Source organism: Blautia glucerasea (assembly GCF_013304385.1).
Classification (GTDB): domain Bacteria; phylum Bacillota; class Clostridia; order Lachnospirales; family Lachnospiraceae; genus Blautia_A; species Blautia_A ammoniilytica.
Genome location: NZ_JAAITU010000007.1, coordinates 93,135 through 114,859 on the forward strand (window position 1 = coordinate 93,135; position 21,725 = coordinate 114,859).

12 protein-coding genes, 1 tRNA gene and 1 riboswitch are annotated in these 21,725 nt (G+C 44.6%); of the genes, 12 read left to right on the forward strand and 1 reads right to left on the reverse strand.

Features of this window, described 5'->3' with window-relative positions:
- Positions 1-14 precede the first annotated feature (14 nt).
- The 3 genes from G5B11_RS04875 to G5B11_RS04885 all read left to right on the forward strand — a co-directional run bounded on the left by G5B11_RS04875 (position 15) and on the right by G5B11_RS04885 (position 10,151).
- Entirely contained in the window at positions 15-7,451 is a 7,437-nt protein-coding gene (locus tag G5B11_RS04875; RefSeq protein ID WP_173727071.1) for an Ig-like domain-containing protein, read from the forward strand.
- A gap of 211 nt (positions 7,452-7,662) precedes the next feature.
- Positions 7,663-9,018 carry a sodium-dependent transporter gene (locus G5B11_RS04880; RefSeq protein ID WP_158422449.1) on the forward strand — a complete coding sequence of 452 codons (1,356 nt, stop codon included), beginning with the start codon at positions 7,663-7,665 and terminating at the stop codon, positions 9,016-9,018.
- Positions 9,019-9,050: 32 nt separating this feature from the next.
- Entirely contained in the window at positions 9,051-10,151 is a 1,101-nt protein-coding gene (locus G5B11_RS04885) for a DUF362 domain-containing protein (protein WP_173727072.1), read from the forward strand.
- A 74-nt stretch (positions 10,152-10,225) separates the two neighbouring features.
- Here G5B11_RS04885 and G5B11_RS04890 read toward each other — a convergent pair whose 3' ends face one another.
- A complete protein-coding gene (locus G5B11_RS04890; protein WP_173727073.1) occupies positions 10,226-10,822 on the reverse strand; it encodes a cytidylate kinase-like family protein in 597 nt (198 codons plus the stop codon).
- Between the two features lie 354 nt (positions 10,823-11,176).
- Between G5B11_RS04890 and G5B11_RS04895 the strand changes: the two genes are divergently transcribed.
- The 9 genes from G5B11_RS04895 (at position 11,177) to G5B11_RS04935 (ending at position 21,602) form a co-directional block, all read left to right on the forward strand.
- On the forward strand, positions 11,177-12,904 hold the full coding sequence (locus tag G5B11_RS04895; protein ID WP_173727074.1) for an alpha-glucosidase: 1,728 nt from the start codon (positions 11,177-11,179) through the stop codon (positions 12,902-12,904).
- A gap of 20 nt (positions 12,905-12,924) precedes the next feature.
- Complete coding sequence (locus tag G5B11_RS04900) at positions 12,925-13,755, forward strand: FAD binding domain-containing protein (protein ID WP_173727075.1); 831 nt, start codon at positions 12,925-12,927, stop codon at positions 13,753-13,755.
- On the forward strand, positions 13,733-14,209 hold the full coding sequence (locus G5B11_RS04905; protein WP_173727076.1) for a (2Fe-2S)-binding protein: 477 nt from the start codon (positions 13,733-13,735) through the stop codon (positions 14,207-14,209). Before G5B11_RS04900 ends, G5B11_RS04905 begins: the two co-directional genes overlap by 23 nt.
- Positions 14,206-16,494 carry a xanthine dehydrogenase family protein molybdopterin-binding subunit gene (locus G5B11_RS04910; RefSeq protein ID WP_173727077.1) on the forward strand — a complete coding sequence of 763 codons (2,289 nt, stop codon included), beginning with the start codon at positions 14,206-14,208 and terminating at the stop codon, positions 16,492-16,494. Before G5B11_RS04905 ends, G5B11_RS04910 begins: the two co-directional genes overlap by 4 nt.
- 1 nt (position 16,495) lies before the next feature.
- On the forward strand, positions 16,496-17,539 hold the full coding sequence (locus G5B11_RS04915; protein WP_173727078.1) for a DUF6077 domain-containing protein: 1,044 nt from the start codon (positions 16,496-16,498) through the stop codon (positions 17,537-17,539).
- A gap of 10 nt (positions 17,540-17,549) precedes the next feature.
- Positions 17,550-18,341 carry a hypothetical protein gene (locus G5B11_RS04920; RefSeq protein WP_173727079.1) on the forward strand — a complete coding sequence of 264 codons (792 nt, stop codon included), beginning with the start codon at positions 17,550-17,552 and terminating at the stop codon, positions 18,339-18,341.
- A gap of 60 nt (positions 18,342-18,401) precedes the next feature.
- A riboswitch (Lysine riboswitch) is annotated at positions 18,402-18,590 on the forward strand.
- Between the two features lie 190 nt (positions 18,591-18,780).
- Positions 18,781-20,358 carry a Na+/H+ antiporter NhaC family protein gene (locus G5B11_RS04925; RefSeq protein WP_244092917.1) on the forward strand — a complete coding sequence of 526 codons (1,578 nt, stop codon included), beginning with the start codon at positions 18,781-18,783 and terminating at the stop codon, positions 20,356-20,358.
- A gap of 194 nt (positions 20,359-20,552) precedes the next feature.
- Positions 20,553-20,624 (forward strand) — tRNA-Arg (locus G5B11_RS04930).
- 54 nt (positions 20,625-20,678) lie between these two features.
- Complete coding sequence (locus G5B11_RS04935) at positions 20,679-21,602, forward strand: SH3 domain-containing protein (RefSeq protein ID WP_244092915.1); 924 nt, start codon at positions 20,679-20,681, stop codon at positions 21,600-21,602.
- Positions 21,603-21,725 lie beyond the last annotated feature (123 nt).

Genomic DNA, 21,725 nt, shown 5'->3' on the forward strand with positions numbered 1-21,725 from the left:
GCAACCAGGCGGTGATGGCTGGTGTTGAGTACAGTTCATCTGATGACACCGTTGTAAAATTAGTGGATAACAAAGGCGCATACCAATGTGTGGGTGCTGGCACAGCTACCATTACGGTAACAGCTACCTATGATGATCCGGACACAGGCAAGAAATACCAGAAAAAGGTTAATCTTGCGATCACTGTTAAGGACATTGAGCCTGCAAAGACTGAACTGATTGCATCTCAGACAGATGTTTCTCTGGAACTGGATGCAATTGATGGCGCAACAGCAAAATACAATCTGAGGTCTATTCTTTCCGTTAAAAATGGAGATCTCTCAAATGTAACATATGAGTCTTCTGATGCGACAAATGCTGAGGTTGTGAACGGAACAGCTACCTTCAAGAAAGCAGGCGAGTACAAAGTACGGGCTTATATTGGATCCAGCAGCGTTACCATCAACTTCCATATCACGAAGAAGGGTGTTCCGGCACCGATTATCACAGCAAACCAGACAGATGTTTCTCTGGAACTGGATTCTGCAGATAATGCTGAAGTAAGCTACAATCTGAAGTCTATTCTTTCCGTTGAGAATGGACTATTTGCAAATGTAAAGTATGAGTCTTCTGATGAGACAAATGCGAAGGTTGAACTGAACGGAACAGCTACATTCAAGAAGGCCGGCGAATACACCGTACGGGCTTATATTGAATCAAGCAGCGTTACCATTAACTTCCATATTACGAAGAAGGGCGTTGCAGCACCGACTATCACAGCCAACCAGACAGATGTAGATATTGAGCTTGGTGCAACAGAGACAGAGAGAGTATACAATCTTAAATCTATTCTGAATCTTACAGATGCAGAGTGGACAGATGTAGATATTCAGTCTTCTGATGCAACAAATGCAGAGATTAATTCTACTGATGGTACAGTGAAGGTAAAGGAAGCTGGTGAGTATACCGTTAAAGCTACGGTTACAACCAAGGGAGGAAGCCAGTCCGTAACTGTTAACTTCCATGTAACAAGAGAAGCGGCAGCTAAACCTGCTATTACTGCAAAACAGAAAGAAGTAAATATCACTCTTGCCAGCGGCAGCAAGACTGTTACTTACAATCTGAAGGCAAACTTCACACTTTCCAATCTTGATTGGACAGACGTAGATATCCAGTCTTCTGATGCGACAAATGCGAAGGTTAATTCCGATGGCACAGTTACATTCAGTAAGGTAGGTTATTATACTGTTACAGCAGTGGAGAAAACAAACGCAGCAACAAGTGATGTCATCATCTTCCATGTTACTTCAGCAGTTCAGGAAGCTGGGGCAAGCATCAGCGGTGGTCAGGATGTTCCGCTTTCCGAAATCGGGGATGCATTTGATGCAGATAAGACACTGACTGTGAAGGATTTCGATGGAACAGAACTGGAGCATGGCAGTGCAGGCGTTGTGTGGACTTCTGATAATAAAGCAGTTGCTACAGTTACAGATGGTGTGATTGTTGCAGTAGGACAGGGTACAGCTGTTATTACAGCCACTCTGCCGAATGGCAATTATACTACTTACACTGTTACAGTTGCACCAGCACAGATTTCTACAGAGATATCTACCTTTGACGTAGATCTGAATGACAAGAATCTGGATCCTAAAGATTATAATCTTTCCACACTTCTTACAGTGAAGAATGCAAAGATGGATGATGTCGTATATTCAGACTTCAATCAGAACATTATTCAAGTAGACCATGATGGACTTGTAACCTTTACCGGCAAAACAGGTACCACTTATGTACGTGCTCAGATCAAGAATACGGATGCATATGTGATCATTACGTTCAATGTAACTGATTCCGCTACTCCGGATCCGATCACCATCAACTATGCACCAGGTGCTCTGCAGAATATTGAAGTGAAAGAAGGACAGGCTTATGAGAAGAACCTGCGTGATTTCATTGAAGTAAAACAGGGCAGTGCTTTTGCAGATCTTACAAATGTGACCTGGAGCAGCAATGATGATTCTGTTGCAAAGGTTGATAACGGTGTTGTTACAGGTGTGAAAGCCGGTACAGCAGTGATCACTGCAACAACGGTAGATGGTTATTATGTAACTTTCACAGTGACTGTAAAGAACGCTATGAAGCTGAATGCTACACAGACCACCTTTGCAGTAGATATGAAAGACAATAAGACAGTAGATCTGAATACTTACCTGAATATTACAAATCCGGAGACAAAGCCGGGAACAGCAGATGAGTATACACTGGATGATGTGACTTATACCACATCTACAGATGAGATCGCTGAAGTTACAGGAAGCAAGGTTACCTTTAAGAAGACAGGATTAGCTGAAGTTAAGGCAGAACTTAACGGACAGACTGTTACCTTTACCTTCATTATTAAAGATACCACAGCTCCGGCACCTGTAGAGATCAATATTAAAGCAGGATATGAAGGTACTATTGTAGATGTTCTTGAAGGTGAAGTATATGATACCAACCTTCGTGACATGGTAGAGGTAACTGGCGGTGATATCCGTGATATTATCTGGAGCTCTCTTGATGACTCCGTTGCTACTGTATCTAATGGTATGGTAAAGGGTGTGAAGGCAGGAGATACTACTGTAGTTGCATCCACCAAAGATGGTTACTTTGTAACCTTTAAGGTAATTGTTAATGCAGCTGCAAAGTTGGAAGCATCTCAGACAGAGTTTGATATTGACAGAGCAGAGCAGACAAGCCTGGATCTGAAGGCATACCTGAAGCTTCTGAATACAACAGATCAGCTTGATACAGATGTAACTTATACCGCATCTGCAGATGAGATCGCATCCGTTGATACAAAAGGTGTTGTTACCTTTAAAGGTACAGGAACCACCAATGTGAAAGCTGAGTATCAGGGACAGGTGATCACCTTTACCTTCCATATCACAGATTCCACAACACCGGATCCTGTTAAGATTGATTATAAAGCTGCAGCTGAGAAATTAATCGAAGTAACTGAAGGTGAAGCATATGCTCCAAGCCTGACAGAGTACATTGAACTGACTAAGGGTGGAACACCGGTAGATGATATCACAAGCGTGACCTGGAGCAGTAATGATGATTCTGTTGCAAAGGTTGACGGTGGTGTTGTTACAGGCTTAAAACCAGGTACTGCTGTAATTACAGCAACCACAGTTGATGGCTATTATGTAACCTTTACTGTTAAAGTGAATCCAAAGGCTCTTGCAAATGTAGCTTTGAAAGCACCAGGTACAAATGTAATTAACCTTACACTTGACAGTGCAGTTAATGCAAGCAAAGACCTTTCTGAACTGGTAGAGTCAACTACTGTTCCAACCGCAGATGTTAAAGGATTTACATGGAGCAGTGATAATACAGATGTTGCAGTTGCTGCTAATGGTACTGTAAAGGCTGTGAATCCAGGACTTGCAATGGTAACAGTTACAGCACCGGATGGATCAAGCGTATCCTTTATCGTAAGTGTTTCTGCTGGCAGCTTTGATCAGACAACACTGACACCGGATAATCTGAAACAGATTGTTCTTCAGCTGAATGTTACAGATAAAGAGACAGCAGCTCTTCCGGAGATCAAGTCTGACGGTGGTGTTGTTACATGGAAGGTTCTTGACACAGATATAGCAAGAATCGCAGGCAATAAAGTAGAAGGACTGAAGGCTGGCCATACCGTAGCTGTTGCAACAGCACCAGATGGAAGCAGCGTTGGTGTTTCTGTTAAGGTTCTGGCTGAGCCTGTTGTGACAGTTAAGCTTACTGGTCAGGATGAGATTTCCCTTAAGATGGGTCAGGATGAGACTCATGACCTGACAAAAGAACTGACAGTTGATCTGATTGGAGGTCTTACAGCTCCAGGATTAGGCGGCAGTGCTCCGGCTGTTGGTACAAATTCTCTGTTAAGCCAGCTTACATGGACCTGCTCTGATGAGTCTGTTGTAAAGGTATACAGCGGCGTTGCAGTTGCCCAATCCGCAGGTGTGGCAGTTGTAACAGCAACAGCACCGGATGGAAGTATGGCTGTATTTACAATCACTGTAGATGCAGAAGATATCTCCAGCGTGCAGTTGAAGGCAGGCGAGAGCAACATTGTAAATCTGATTCTTGACGGATCTGATGATGAAAGTCATAAGGATCTTGCTAAGTTAGTAGAAGATACAGTTTTGGGCGCAGATCCTGCAACCTTTAACTGGGTATCTGCAGACAAGACCATTGCTACCGTTTCCCACGGCGTTGTTCGTGCACAGGCAGTGGGCAATACTACTGTAACAGTTACAGCACCGGATGGATCCAAGGTAGTATTTATCGTAGCTGTATCTGCAGGCGGATTCAAACCGGGATATGAAGCAGACTGGGAAGCAACACTTCAGGTTGGCGTTGCTGATAAGATGTCCAAGAAGCTTCCGACTGTTGAAGCAACTGCAGGCAAGGTTACATGGAGTTGTGCAGATGAGTCTATTGCAAAGATCACTGGTGACAGTGTGACAGCAGTAGCACCTGGCATTACCTATGTGATCGCAAAAGCTCCAAATGGTTCAGAGCTTGCATTTAAGGTAACAGTTTATGCATCTCCGGCTATCAGCTTTGATAAAGATTCCGTATCCGTACCTACAGGTGAAGTTGTTCAGGCAAATGTTGCTGTAGATCCGGAAGATGCAGCAGTAGATTATGAAGTAAAACTGGATGGTAATCTGGCAGCAGCAGGCACAGATTATACACTTTCTGTAAATGGTAAGAAGATCAGCTTTGTTCCTCTTGCAGCAGGCAGATTTGTGATCACAGCAACTGCTGAGGTAAACAGTGAGACAGCAACCGCACAGCTGGTTGTGACCGCACAGCAGGAAGTGGAGAAAGTTGCATTTACCGAGGACAAGAGAAATCTGTTCGTTGGTGATACAGACGATCTGTTATCCCTGATTCAGTGGAATGACGGTCTGTCAACACCTTATGATACCAGCCTTACCTGGAGCACAGGAAACGCTTCTGTTGCAACAGTAGACGATACAGGTGTTGTTACTGCAACAGGCGTTGGCCGTACTTATGTATATGCAAAGGCAAGCAATGGCCTGCGTGCAAAGATCCTTGTGATCGTAGACGCAAAGGTTGAGGGCGTAACCTTATCTCAGGAGAATTATGAGCTTTGGGTAAATGAGATCGCATTTATCAAGGCTACACCAAATCCTGCCAATGCAAAATATACAAAGGTGGAGTATACATCTGATGATGATACTATCGCTACTGTAAGTACAGACGGCAGAATCGTAGCTAAGAAGGGCGGCACAACCTATATCACAGCTACCATTACCTGGACGGATGCAGATGGCAATAACCAGACCGCATCTGCAAGAGCGAAGGTATTTGTGAAGACACCTGTTAAATCTGTAGAAGTGAGACGGGTAGATACAGATACAAATGATGATATTGTTGCTAAGAAACGTGGCGAGACCATCCAGCTGAAAGCAGTAATCACACCTGCAGAAACTTATGATAAGTCTCTCACATGGAGTTCTGAGAATGAAGCTATTGCAACTGTTGACCAGAATGGTAAGGTTACTACCGTTGGCAAGGGTACCACTTATATTTATGCGAAATGCATGAATGGCACCTATGGTATAGATGGCACTGGCAAGCCGGCAGTAGGCATGATCAAGATCATTGTAGGTGCTGAGGATGACATCCAGCTGGATATCACACCTACAAGAAGTGAAGTATATCCAGGCGAGAATGTGCAGTACACAACTACACTTACACCGGAAGAAGCATACGCAGGTGAGCTTACCTGGAGCAGTGACAATTCAGATGTTGTGATCGATTCCACAGGCGTTGCCATGGTATCCAAGACAGCAAAAGCCGGTCTTGCAAATATTACAGCAACCATGACATTTGCAGATGGTACTACAGAAAAAGCGAAAGCACTGCTGTACATCAAGACAGATGTTAATTCCCTGAAATTCGAGAAAGATGCAATGACCATCTATCTTGATGAGGATGATTACCTGTCACCGATCTTCAATGACGGTGCTACTACACCATCTGATACAAGCATTACATGGACATCCGATGATTCTTCTATCGTATCTGTTGACAGCTACGGTAAGATCCATGCAAACAAGCTTGGAACTACATGGATTTCTGCATACTCCTACAATAAGCTGAGAGCACAGATGCTTGTAAAGGTTATTGCAGCACCTACCGGCGTTAAGCTTAGTGAGGAAGTGATCTCCGGATTTGCAGGAGAAAAGCATGACATTGGTTACACATTCACTCCGGACTATACAACAGAGACTGGTGTGACATGGTCTACCAATAATGCAGACGTTGCTTACTATGATACCTATACCAACAAGATCGTGATGAAGGGTGCAGGAAGCTGCTGGATCACTATTACAGCAAATGATACTCACCATGGTGTTATCACAGATAAGGTTAAGGTAAATGTAAGACAGAAGGTAACAGGCGTTACCATCTGTGCTAAGAAGCTGACCAAGAAGGTTGGAAACATGTTCAAGATGACGGCTACCGCAATTCCGGCTAACGGAGTTGGAAGTACCATCTTCTGGTCCAGTTCCAGACCTCAGGTTGCTACTGTTGACGAATTTGGTGTTGTTACCTGTCTGAAAGCCGGTACAACCATGATCACAGCTATTACAGCAAACGGACATGTTGCAAAATGCTATCTGCGTGTAAAACCTGGCAAGAAAGTATACACTGTAAAATATGGTGTAACAACTGCAAGCGCCCTGTTTGTAAGAAATTCTGCCAGCCTTCAGGGTATTCAGATTGGACAGCTTGGCAGAGGTACAGCTGTTACTATCGTGGATACTGTAGATGAGTGGTATAAGATCAAGTTTAACGGCGGATATGGATATGTTCGTGCAGCTTATGTAAAAATTACCAGCGGTGCACTGACAAAACGTACAGCTGTGAAGTCTAATGGTCAGATTTCCACTACTACATGGATCTATACAGGCGTTGGTACAGGTGCTAACACAGTTGCTCCTGTAGCTACAAGAGTACTGATCACAGGTGAGACAGGCAATTACTACAGAGTACGTTATGGTACAGGTAGTGTTGGCAGCGGATATGTACTGAAGAGTTGCGTAAGACCGGATGCAGGATTTAAGTATGGTGTTGCAACAAAGACAACATACCTTGGAACCGGCACTGCAACCAAGAAGTTCAGCAGTACACCACAGATAACAGTATACCGTGTTGCCAGAACAACAAAGAGAACCGGCGTTTATGCAGACGCTACAGGCAAGGGCAAGAGGATCGGTGTGATCCAGTGCAAGGCCAAAGTGGTTCTTAACAGTGCGAAGATCAATGGCTATTATCAGGTAGTATTTACAAATGGTGTGACAGGATACGTTCCGGTTAAGGCTCTGAAGCTTCTTGGAGCAGGAATAAAATCCTATGTAAATACCACAAATACTTACACAAAAGCATATCGTAAGTAAGATATGGTATTGCAAGTAAGATATAATCAGATACTTCCATAAAACAGGAAGAGCATCGCCTGCCGGGCGGTGCTTTTTCTGCGTCTTGGACAAATTTTCGCTAAATGAAATGGTGATGCATACAAATTTCCGCTAAATGAAACTATGGTTGCCCTGTTATGACTGGTGTGTTAAAATTGACTGGACATGAACGATAGGAGAAAAAGTTTTTATGAAGCGAGAAAATTTTCAATCACGACTGGGTTTTTTACTTGTAAGTGCAGGATGCGCCATAGGTATTGGTAATGTGTGGCGCTTTCCTTATGTGGCAGGACAGAACGGAGGAGGCATTTTTGTGCTTCTCTACCTGGTTTTCCTGCTGATGATGGGAGTGCCGGTGCTTACCATGGAATTGGCAGTAGGGCGCGCAAGCAGGAAAAGTGCAGTGCTGGCTTATAAGGCACTGGAGAAGCCTGGCAGTAAATGGCATATTCATGGATGGTTCTGTATGATCGGATGCTATGTGCTGATGATGTATTACACAACAGTTTCAGGGTGGATGCTTAGTTATTTCTTCAAATTCGCTACAGGTAAATTTACTTCCGGTATGGATAAAGAAAGTGTGGGAAATGTATTTCAGAGCCTGCTGTCTTCACCAAAAGAGATGGGGCTATGGATGGCAGTGACGGTTGTACTGGGCTTTCTGGTATGCAGCCAGGGATTACAGAAAGGCGTGGAGAAGATCAGTAAATATATGATGTCTGCGCTTCTGCTTCTGATCGTGATCCTGGCAGTGCATTGCATGCTGCTTCCCGGAGCAGGAGAAGGTATTAAATTCTATCTGATACCGGATGCGGCACAGGTTGCTAAGGTTGGTATCTGGAATGTGATCGCGGCAGCTATGAACCAGGCCTTTTTTACCTTAAGCCTTGGCATCGCAGCTATGGAGATTTTTGGAAGCTATATGGACAGGCAGTATACGCTTACCGGAGAAGCTGTTCGGATCGGGGCACTGGATACTTTTGTGGCACTTATGTCCGGACTGATCATTTTTCCGGCTTGTTTTTCTTTCGGCGTACAGCCGGATGCCGGACCATCTCTGATCTTTGTTACTCTTCCCAATATTTTTGTAAATATGGCAGGAGAAAGGATCTGGGGATCTTTATTCTTCCTGTTTATGACATTTGCAAGCTTTTCAACGGTTATGGCGGTTTTTGAGAATCTTATTTCCTTTAGCCTGGATATGTACAAAGTTGACAGAAAGAAAGCCGTACTGATCAATGGAGTGATCGTGCTGATCGCCAGCATTCCCTGTGTATTGGGGTATAATATCTGGAGTGATCTGCATCTGATCGGCGGCAGGGATGTACTGGACAGCGAAGACTTCCTTGTAAGCAATCTGCTTCTCCCCATTGGATCACTGATCTATCTTTTGTTCTGCGTGACCAGATTCGGATGGGGATTTGATAACTATTACAAGGAATGTAATGCAGGAGAGGGGCTGAAGCTTCCCAGGATACTGAAGCCATATCTTCAGTTTGTGCTTCCTGTGCTGATCCTGATCATTATTATTCTTGGGCTGGTATGATACAAAAGCAGAAGATTTCAGGAGGATTGCAGATGAATAAAAATCAGATTTTTATCAGATGCGGTACAGATTATAAAGAAATGACGAAGCTTCTTCTGGAGGACAGTGATCTTGCCGGTCAGATTGGGGACAGGGAGAAACTGATCGGGATCAAGCCTAATCTTGTATCTCCTGTAGAAGCATCCTGGGGTGGTACTACCCATCCGGAGGTAGTTGCCGGAATCATTGAGTATCTTCAGAAATATGATTTTCATAAGATCGTTATGCTGGAAGGCTCATGGGTGGGCGACCGTACACAGGAGGCTTATCAGGTGTGTGGTTTTGAGGCACTTTCCCAAAAGTATCAGGTTCCTTTCTGGGATATGCAAAAAGACAAGGGCGTTGCTGTAGAGTGTGGCGGTATGACTTTAAATGTGTGTCAGAAGGTACTGGATCTTGATTTCCTGATCAATGTGCCGGTGTTAAAAGGCCATTGCCAGACAAAAATCACCTGTGCCTTGAAAAATATGAAAGGACTGATCCCAAATTCTGAGAAACGCAGATTTCACGCAATGGGTTTGCATGATCCCATTGCCCATTTAAGCCTTGGCATTCATCAGGATTTTATTGTTGTGGATAATATATGTGGGGATCTTGACTTTGAAGATGGAGGACATCCAGTGGTTATGAACCGGGTTCTTGCCGGAAGGGATCCGGTGCTGATAGATGCATATGTGTGCCAGATGCTGCATTATCAGGTTTGGGAGGTGCCTTATGTGGAAATGGCCGGAAAGCTAGGCGTGGGATGCAGTGACATTATAAAGGCAGAGATCCAAATGCTGGATAAGGAAGCAGCTAAGGAAATTCCCAGATCAAGAAAAGTTGTGGAACTGAAAGATGCAGTCGAAGAAGTAGAATCCTGTAGTGCCTGTTATGGATATCTGATCCCTGCCCTTGACAGGCTTAGGGAAGAAGGATTGTTTGACCGACTAAAAACAAAGATCTGTATTGGTCAGGGATACAGGGAAAAGAGTGGAGAACTGGGAATCGGCCACTGTACCAGAGGGTTTACCCACCATCTGGATGGGTGTCCGCCTACAGAAGGGCAGATTTATGAATTCCTGAAAGAATACATTATGGAACACCAGAAATAGAAATAAGGGGGCAGCTGTATATGAAAATGCAGCTGCCCCTGTTCTATGTGCCACTTATGGCTTATGCTGTAAGCTTATCTGTCTGAAAGGCCTTCTTTTGCCATGGAGATGATCTGCTGGGTAGTGAAACGGCTGCTGTTGATGCACAGATCGTAATGAAGCAGATCCATCCAATATTCATCTGTAAAGTACTCATAATAAGCCCTGCGATCCTTGTCGATCTTCTTGATCATTTTCCGGGCGCTTTTTTCCTCTCTGCCTGTACGCTCCATGACAGTCTTCAGACGGTCTTCAAAAGGAGCATAGATGAAGAGACTGAGTGCTTTGTCCTTCAGGATATAATTGGCACAGCGGCCAACGATCACGCAGTCTTCTTTGTCTGCCAGATTCAGGATGATCTCCTTCTGGGCATCAAAAAGTACATCATTGATAGGAGTAAAATGATATTCTCTGTCGATCTGGATATCGTATTCTACGGAATAGCGCCACTGGCTTGCCTTTTTCTCGTCTGCCTTGGCAAACTCATCGAAAGGAACGCCCTTTTCCCGGCTGGCAATCTCGATCAGTTCCTTATCATAGAATTTTAATCCAAGCGCATCAGCAATTGCCTTGCCAATCACCCGCCCATTGCTGCCAAACATACGATTGATTGTAATGATCTGCTTGCTCATGAATCATTCCTCCTTCCGGAAATTACAGAATATTTTATAGATTTGAAAGTATTATAGCACAATAATTGTGAAAAATCTATAAATAATAATATAATAATTGAAAATATATAGCGATATGACGAAAAGGTATTGCTAAAACTGACATAGCTAGGAAAAAATCTATTGACGCATTAAGATATTCAGGTTAATATCAGATATGGTTGATAACTGCCCTGCAGACAACTGTTGCAGAGCTGCTAACAGTTACAAATAATAAAGAGGCTGTGGTATGAGCCGGCTGTCAGGAAACAGGCTTATACAACATCCTCTTTTCAGTGTGTTTATAATCAGTGTGTTTATAAGGAGGACTTTGTTATGAAGAAACAGTGGTGGCATGATAAAGTAGCGTATCAGATTTATCCCAAAAGTTTTTATGATTCTAACGGAGATGGCATCGGGGATATACCTGGTATCATAGAAAAACTGGATTATCTCAGGGATCTGGGTGTAGATATTTTATGGCTTTCCCCTATCTATAAATCACCTCTTGCAGACCAGGGATATGATATTTCGGATTATTACAGCATTGATCCAAGATTTGGCACTATGAAAGATATGGAGCATCTGATCCATGAGGCAAAGAAACGCCAGATGTATATTCTGATGGATCTGGTAGTAAATCATTGCTCAGATGAGCATGAGTGGTTCCAGAAGGCGATCCAGGATCCAGATGGAAAATATGGAAATTTCTTTTATATTACTGACCGAAAGGAAGGGGAGAAGCTGCCCTGCAACTGGAGAAGCTATTTCGGAGGCCCGGTGTGGGAGCCTTTGCCAGGTCACCCGGACAAGCAGTATCTTCATGTATTCCATAAGAAACAGCCGGATCTGAACTGGGAGAACCCGGAGGTCAGGGAAGAGGTTTACAAAAATATCCGCTGGTGGATGGAGAAGGGATTGGGAGGTTTCCGTATTGATGCTATTATCAATATTAAGAAAAAGCTTCCATTCCAGGATTATCCCGCTGACCGTGAGGATGGTCTGTCCAATATGGGGAATATGCTGGCAGATGCCCATGGGATCGGTGAATTCTTAGGAGAGATGGCCAAGAAAGCGTTCCGCCCTTATAATGCCTTTACGGTTGGGGAAGTTTTCAATGTAAAGGATGATGAATTGAAGGATTTTATCGGGGATGAGGGATATTTCTCTTCCATGTTTGACTTTAACAGCCATATTTTCGGGAAAAGTCTTGACGGATGGTATGCTTCCCAAAGATACCTTACACCGGATGAATATAAGCATTGTATTTTTGAAACACAGAAAAAGATCGGCGACATGGGCATGGTGTCCAATATTATTGAGAACCACGATGAGCCAAGAGGAGTATGTTATTATATTCAGCCCCAAGATCGATGCACAGACGCTAAGAAGCTACTGGCAGGCGTTTATTTCATGCTCCGTGGTCTTCCGTTCATTTATCAGGGGCAGGAGATCGGCATGGAAAACCTGGATTTCCATTCTATTGATGAGATCGATGATATCAGTACCCTGGATGAATATAAGGTTGCCAGGGAGGCAGGACTTAGTGATGAAGAAGCACTTGCGGTTGCCAGTGCATTTTCAAGGGATAATGCACGTACACCGGTACAGTGGGATGATGGTGCAAATGCCGGTTTTACCACAGGAAAGCCATGGCTTAAGGTTAATCCTAATTACAAACAGATCAATGTACAGGCACAGGTAAATGATGAGGATTCAGTGCTTGCCTTTTACAAAAAGCTTACCAGGCTTCGTAAAAGTGAAGAATATAAAGAAACCATTGTTTATGGCCAGCTGATCCCTTATCTGGAAGAAGAAAAGAATCTGATCGCTTATTTCCGAAAAGGAGAGAAAACACTTCTGGTTCTGGCTAACTTTCAGAAGGATCCAAGAAAGGTACAGCTGCCTGCACCTGCAAAAAAAGTGGTGCTGAACAATAAAGAAAGTGTGAATTGGGGATGTCCAAGGGATAACGGTGAGCAGGGGACATTCCGCAAAGATACAAGAGGTATGGAAATTGAATTATCAGGCTTCCAGTATGTGCTCCTGGAGCTTGAAGACTAAGGGAAGGGTATTTTTTTGACATGCTGAAGATTAAAAGCTATGTAAAAGCAGAGAGCCTCCAGCAGGCCTATGAACTGAACCAGAAAAAAACAGCCGTGATCCTGGGAGGAATGGTATGGCTGAAAATGGGAAACCGCAGAGTGTCCACTGCCATAGATCTTTCAGGGCTGGATCTGTGCGGGATACAGGAAGATCCGGAGGAATTTGTGATCGGGTGCATGACGCCTCTTCATGATCTGGAGGTGCATCCAGGCCTTCTTCACTATACAGGGGGAGCCATAAAGGAATGTCTTCGTCATATTGTAGGGGTGCAGTTCCGCAACTGTGCTACTGTTGGGGGAAGCATCTGGGGAAGATATGGTTTTTCAGATGTGCTTACCCTGTTCCTGGCTATGGATACCTGGGTGGAATTGTATAAAGGAGGCAGGATTCCCCTTTCGGAATTTGTCTCTATGGAAAAGGACAGAGATATTCTTTTGCGCCTGATCATCAGGAAAAAGAAAACCAAGATCTGTTATCTGAGCCAGCGAAATACAAAGACAGATTTTCCAGTGCTTACCTGCTGCGCCTCCAAGGCAGGGGAGAATGTGCGGACAGTGATCGGGGCAAGGCCTGGAAAGGCAATGGTTCTGCAAGATCCGGAGGGCATTTTAAAGGGACTTTGCGCCATGGATCCGGAAAAGAAAAAGGACGCTATTCACAGATATAGTGTCTGGACTGCTCAGAATGTGCCGGTTGGAAGTAATATGAGAGGCAGTGAGGAGTACAGAACCCATCTGGTACAGGTACTTACAAGAAGAGCATGGACAGATATAGGAGGAACGGTAAATGAAAATGGATTTTTGGCTTAACAATGTTCACAGGGAAGCTGAAGTGCAACCGGATACTCTTTTGCTGGATCTGCTGCGTCAGATGGGATGTTTCAGTGTGAAACGGGGATGTGAGACAGCAAACTGTGGTCTTTGTACCGTGCTTCTGGATGGACGTCCGGTACTTTCCTGTTCCATGCTTGCTCTTCGAGTACAGGGGAAAAAGGTTGTTACCCTGGAAGGCATGGAAAAAGAAGCCCAGGAGTTTGGCGCCTTTCTTGCAGGAGAGGGGGCAGAGCAGTGCGGCTTTTGTAATCCAGGGTTTATTATGAATGTTTTTGCAATGTTAAAAGAGCTGCAGGATCCGGATGAAGAACAGATCCGGGAATATTTGGCGGGCAATCTGTGCCGCTGCTCCGGCTTTGTGGGACAGACCAGAAGTATTCTGAAATACCTTAGATATAAACAGGACAGGAAAGGAGAATACAGGGAATGAAATATGTAAATCATCCGGTTCCTAAAAAGGATGCCATGGCCCTTGTGACAGGAAAACCTGTATATACTGATGATCTTGCACCGAAAGACTGTCTTGTGGTAAAGCTTTTAAGAAGTCCCCATCCAAATGCCTGGGTTCGTGAGATCCGCACAGAAGCAGCCAAAAAGGTAGAGGGCATTGTCTGTGTGCTTACATATCAGGATGTGCCGGATCAGCGTTTTACGATTGCAGGACAGACCTATCCGGAGCTTAGCCCTTATGACCGCAAGATCCTGGATGTACATTTAAGGTTTGCCGGGGATCCGGTGGCGATTGTAGCCGGAGAAACAGAAGCTGCCGTGGATCAGGCTCTGGCAAAGATCAAGGTAAGCTATCAGGTTGAAAAGGCTGTACTGGACATGCATCAGGCAAAGGATAACCCGGTTCTTGTACATCCGGAAGAGGACTGGGAAGCCAAAGTCCCGGTTGGTGCAGATAATAAAAGGAATCTGGCTGCATCCGGAGATGAGATAAGCGGGGATGTGGATGCTGCTTTTGCCGACTGCGCCTATGTGGTAGATGAGACGTACCATACGAAAGCCAATCAGCAGTGTATGATGGAAACCTTCCGTACCTGCTGCTATATGGATTGCTATGGGAGACTGAATGTATTGACTTCCACACAGATCCCCTTTCATGTACGAAGGATCGTTGGAAGGGCACTGGGGATCCCATCCTCAAAGGTAAGGGTGATCAAGCCAAGGATCGGAGGCGGTTTTGGTGCAAAGCAGACGGCAGTATGCGAGGTATATCCTGCATTGGTCACCTGGATCACAGGACGCCCTTCCAAAATCGTTTATTCCAGATATGAGTCCCTGATTTGTGCCTCTCCCAGACATGAAATGGAGGTACGGGTAAAGGCAGGGGCAGACCAGGAGGGGATTGTAAAGGCACTGGATATAAAGGTGCTTTCCAATACAGGAGCCTACGGGGATCACGGGCCTACGACAGTAGGTTTGACCGGACATAAGGCACTGGCTCTTTATCGTCATCTTCAGGCCTATCATTTTTCTTATGATGTGGTTTATACGAATGTGCAGGCTTCCGGGGCTTACAGAGGCTACGGAGCTACCCAGGGGATTTTTGCAGTAGAATCTGCGATCAATGAATTGGCCCATCAGATGGGTATGGATCCAGTGGTACTTAGAGAGAAAAATATGCCTGTAGAAGGCGGCCCTTTACATGGTTATGATGGAAACAGCCCTACCGCTACCAGCTGTTCCCTTGACAGGTGCCTGAAAAGAGCAAAAGAAATGTTCCACTGGGATGAAAGATATCCCTCCAGGGTAATGCCAAACGGAAAGATCAGAGGAGCAGGTATGGCACTGGCTCTCCAGGGCTCTTCCATTGCGTGTGTGGATGTGGGAGGCGCCACTGTAAAGCTGAATGAGGATGGTTCTTATACCTTGTCCCTGGGCTGTGCAGATATGGGTACTGGCTGTGATACCATTTTGTCCCAGATGACAGCTGACTGTATGGATACAGAGCTGGATAATGTGGTGGTTGGAGCAGTAGATACAGACATTTCACCTTATGATTCCGGATCCTACGCATCTGCCACTACCTATGCTACCGGAAATGCAGTGCTTAAAGCCTGCAGTATGCTGCGGGAAAAGATCCAGGCATTTGGCGCTGGAATGTTGGGACTTCCTGTGGAAGATACCATGTTTGATGGTGTTTGTGTAACCGGCCAGGGAAGGCAGGTATCACTTGCGGAGATCGCTGTACAGGCCACCTGTGGAAATGTTCAGGAGCTGCAGGCAACTGCCTCATTTTCCTCCATGATCTCCCCGCCGCCTTATATGGCAGGCTTGGCTGAAGTGGAGATAGATCCTGAGACCGGATCAGTGGAAGTGACGGATTATGTGGCTGTGGTAGATTGCGGGACACCGGTAAATCCCAATCTTGCCAGAGTACAGACAGAAGGCGGGATCGTACAGGGAATCGGTATGGCTCTTACAGAGGAGGTACAGTATACGGATACCGGCAGGATCCGGAATAATTCCTTTATGCAGTACAAGATCCCATCCAGAATGGATGTGGGACAGATCCGTGTGGAATTTGAAAGCAGCTATGAACAAAGCGGTCCTTTTGGGGCAAAATCCATTGGGGAACTGGTGATCGATACCCCTTGCCCGGCCATTGCAGATGCAGTTTACAATGCAGTGGGAGTCCGGATCCGGGAATTGCCGATAACACCTGAAAAGATTGCAATGGGAATCGCCAAAGGAAGGCAGGAGGTATAAGATGGGTCTTATGATCAAAATGATACTGGCCGCTTTCTGGCTTCTGGTGGTGCCTGCTGCAGCAGGAGCACCGTTTTTTCAGAAAAAAGAGATTTATTCTGTGAGAAACTGTTTTCTCACAGGCTATGCTTTTTTATTTGCAGTTATGGAGGTTCTTACCCTGTTGATGATCTGGCTTGGGCTGCCTCTTCATATCCTGACCGTATGCTATGGAAGCCTGGGGATCATAATGGTATGGTGGGGGATGTGGTGTCTGCTGAAAAAGGATGCAATAGATGCATATATGGGAAGGCTGAAAAAAGGGAAAATCCGTCTTTCTATTCCTATGATCCTGGCATTGGCTTTGATTCTGCTGCAGATGTATGTGGTAGTGCGCTATGCACATATGGATGCAGATGATTCCTTTTATGTGGGAACAGCAGTAACAGATATTCATACGGATACTATTTTTTCTATCAGTCCATATACAGGCTATGCTTATACAAAGATTCCAAGCAGGTACATTTTGTCTCCGTTTCCTGTATTTCTGGCTGTTGTCAGTCAGCTGTGCGGGGAACTCCATCCGGCAATTATGGCCCATACTGTGTTTCCACCGGTCTTTTTGCTGACAGGCTATGCTGTACTTTGGGGCTATGGAAAAAAATGGTTTCAGGATAATGAGAAAAGCAGATGGATCTTTATGCTTCTTTCTGCTGTTGTAATCTGGTTTTCCGGCTATTCTGTATATAGCAGCGGTAATTTCCAGATGGTTCGTATCTGGCAGGGAAAAGCTTTACTTACTGGTGTTTTTCTCCCTTTTCTTTTCTTCTTATGTATGGAACTTTTGGTGGATAAAAAAGGAGAATATCCATGGATCAGTCTGTTTTTAACAGAACTGGCCTGTTGTCTTTTATCTTCTATGGGGATCATACTGGCGCCTGTCCTTACCGGGATCTTTCTTTTGATCAGCCTGTACAAACAGCGGGATCTGAGAAGGCTTTTGTATGGAGTGATCTGCTGTCTTCCACCGGTGGCACTTGGTTGTATTTACTTTTTCATACAGTAGGAGGTGGCTCATGAAAGAAATGATCAAAGGAATTTTGGATACCTGGATTTTATTCTGGGGAAGCGGGTATTATCAGTATCTGATCCTTTTGGCGGTATTGTTGCTTTTGCTTTTTTTCAGAAAAAGAAAAGAGACAAGACTTCTTATTGCATATTCGGTACTCCTGCTTGTGCTATTTTTCTTTCCCCTGAGTGCGGGAATTATACAGAAATGTATTGGCAGTGATGTATACTGGCGTGTACTTTGGCTTCTTCCTGTTACTGTGCTTCTTGCGTATACCGGTACTGCCCTGGCAGAACGGGCTGGCCTTAAGGCAAGAAAGGGTGGGCATAAGCTGCAGGGGCTTGTGCTGATTCTCTTGATAGGAGTGATTGGCATATCCGGAAAATCTGTATGGAGTGAGGATAATTATGTACAGGTACACAATTACCAGAAGGTTCCAGATGAGGTGACTCAGGTGTGTAATCTGATCAGTGATCAGCAGGAGGAAGAGGAAGAGGTATGCGTGGCAGCAGATGATTACCTGGCTGCTTATATCCGAGTGTACCAGCCTTCTTTTTACATGCCTTACAGCAGAGCAGGAAAAGGTTCCCAGCACTATTCATCCATGCGGCTTTATCAGGAGCTTTCTTCTCCTGATCCTGATCTGAAAAGAGTGGTGAAGGCGGTAAGAAAGCTAGGATGTAATTACCTTGTCTTTGCACTTCCGTCTCAGGAGAAACAGGAATATCTGGAAGGCAAAGGATATCGTCTGATCGGCACTGTGAATCAGTACGGAGTTTTCAAACAAGAGCATCTATAAAAAAAGGTTGCAATTATTAGGGAAAACTGCTACCATGGTTAAAGGAAACTGAATACGGGAAATAATGATAGAGGTGCGGGGTTCATCAGTATTTTTGGCTGCGGATACGAGAAGATATCCAGTCCATGGCAGATTGGCCAAAGATAAAGGGAAGACCGCCGAAGAGCTTTCTTATGCCATACAGGAAGGTTCTGGGCTGACGCAGAATATGCGGCAGACTGTCACTTGTTGTGGAGCGCTATCAAAGGTGTGGATCCTGTGAAAGAATAAATGCCATGAATGTGTCCCATAGCGGGGAAGTGTTCATGGCTATTTTTGCGTAATTAAAGGCACAAAAGACCATAGCCTGTTAATGATCTGTCAGAATTGCCCGGGTTCAAAATGAGGGAGGAAATCAATAATGAAGCACAATCGTAACAAAGTATCCGTAGTTCTGGCAATGATCACATGGTTTGTGATGGTTTGTCCGGTAACTGTGCTGGCTGCAGAAGAAGCTGCAAAACCGGCTGTATATGCCACATTCTGGTCTCTGATACCTCCAGTTGTGGCAATTGTTCTGGCATTGATCACGAAAGAGGTATACAGCTCTTTGTTCCTTGGGATCCTGGTAGGTGCAATCCTTTATTCAGGAGGTAATTTTGAGGGCACAGTCAATCATATTTTTTCTGAAGGAATGATCAGTGTTCTGTCTTCAAGCAGCAATGTGGGTATTCTGGTATTCCTTGTAATTCTGGGTGCCATGGTATGTTTGATGAACCGGGCAGGAGGTTCTGCGGCTTTCGGACGCTGGGCAGGAAAGCATATCCGTACCAGAGTTGGAGCAGAGCTTGCAACGATTCTTTTAGGTGTACTGATCTTTATTGATGATTATTTTAACTGTCTTACAGTGGGAAGCGTTATGCGTCCCATCACAGATCAGCACAATGTTTCAAGGGCAAAACTGGCATATCTGATCGATGCTACAGCAGCTCCGGTTTGTATCATTGCCCCTATTTCTTCATGGGCAGCAGCTGTTAGTGGGTTTGTCCCGGGAGAAGACGGAATGTCTGTATTTGTACGTGCCATTCCATATAATTATTATGCACTCCTTACTATTGTAATGATGGTATCCATGGTTTTAATGAGAGTAGAATTTGGTGCAATGGGCATTCATGAATCTAATGCATTAAAAGGCGACTTGTTTACTACAGCTGCAAGGCCCTATGCAGGTGCTGAAGAAGATGGAAAGGTGAATCCCCGGGGGAAAGTAATGGATCTTCTGATTCCCATCATTTCCCTTGTAATCTGCTGTGTGATCGGAATGATCTATACCGGCGGCTTTTTTGACGGCACCGATTTTGTAACTGCTTTTTCCCAAAGTGATGCATCTGTGGGACTTGTACTTGGAAGCTTTTTTGGTCTGGTGATCACTGTGCTTTTGTACCTGGTGCGGAAGGTATTATCCTTCAGAGATTGTATGGCATGTATTCCGGATGGCTTTAAATCCATGGTTCCTGCAATCCTGATCCTTACCTTTGCATGGACCTTAAAGAGCATGACAGACAGTCTTGGAGCAGATGAATTCGTAGCTGAAATGGTAAAATCTTCTGCTTCCGGTCTTGTAAACATGCTGCCTGCCATTATTTTCCTGGTTGCCTGCTTCCTGGCTTTTGCAACAGGAACTTCCTGGGGAACCTTTGGCATCCTGATTCCTATTGTTGTACATGTGTTTGAAAACACACCCGGAGATCTGATGATCATTTCTATTTCCGCATGTATGGCCGGAGCTGTATGTGGAGATCATTGTTCGCCTATTTCTGATACCACTATTATGGCATCGGCAGGTGCACAGTGTGACCATGTAAGCCATGTGTCTACACAGCTTCCTTATGCTGTGGTGGCAGCAGTGGTATCCTTTATCACTTATATATTTGCTGGCTTTATCCAGAGCCCGCTATGCCTGGTGATCGGTGTGGTGCTGATGATGGGAGTACTGACAGTGGTGAAAACCCGTTTTTGCGATCTGAAAAAGGAATAATGATTCTATGTAAGGATGCCAGGACTGTACAACCACTTAGGTGGATGCATGGTTTTGGTATCCTGATATCATTGAATTGTCCGCATTAGACATGAATTTTCAACCAAAAGAAAAAACTTTACATCTGATGCAGATTGTGATATACTTTTTTAAAGTTGAAGTAGTGTACTTTGATAATTCAACAGTAAGTTTAAGCACCTGTAGCTCAGTGGATAGAGCAGTGGTTTCCGGTACCATGTGCGGGGGTTCGATTCCCTTCAGGTGTGCTGCCTGGAACGACCCAGCGTTCCGGTGCGTTGTTTTATAAGGAGGACAAGAACTTGGACAATTTTAGAGAATGGTTATCAGATAACCTTCGCTATTTTATGTTAGGCGGAGCGATTTTGTTAATCGTTGGTGCTTTGGCTTTTGGAATCCATGCCTGTGTTAAAGGTAAGAAGGGTACCGATCAGGGGCAGGGAGATCAGCAGACAGCATCGCAGGATAACCAGGGAAATGTTCCTTCTTCTCCGGCAAAAGATGGGGAGACTGACGGGAAGAAAGACGCCAATCCCATGGAAAAAGGCAATGCAGAGATTACTGCATTAATTACGGGCTATTACAAGGCTCTGGGGGACAAAGATATTGCAACGCTTAAAACGTATGTAGACAATCTTGCACCGTCCGATGAATCAAAGATCACTAACGCAAAGGACTATATTGAAGGGTATGAAGTGCGGGATGTTTATGTGAAAAAGGGGCTGAAGGATGACTCATATGTGGTCTATGCAAGTTTTTACTATATTTGCAAGGATATTGATACGAAAGTACCGGCATTGAGTCAGTTTTATGTATATAAGGACAGCGAAGGCCAGTGGAAGATCGATGCATCAGCAGTAGAGGATACAGAGATTTCTGCCTATACTGATGGGCTGGAAGCAGATGAGGATGTAAAGACACTTTACTCTGATATCCGCAAGCAGCTTGAGGATGCACAGGCAGGTGATCCTGCATTGACAGCATTTCTGGATGGCCTTGGCCAGGATACCAGTGATTCATCTATTGTATCTGATGGAACTACACTGGTAGTGACAGAAGACTGTAATGTGCGTGCTGCTGCCAGCAGTGATGCAGATATTATTGGTGGTCTTTCTGCTGGTGAGGAAGTTCAGAAGCTTGGTTCTGAAGGAGATTGGATCCAGGTGGAGTATGAAGGTCAGACTGCATATATTTACAGTGGACTTCTGGAAGAAAAAACTGAATAAAGGGTAAAAAAAACAGCTGCAGATCAGATCTGCAGCTGTCAGACTGTAGACAAACTTGGTGTTGGGTGTTATGCCCAGCACCATTTTTCTTTTAAAACTTCTTTTCTTTTTATTTTCTTCAAA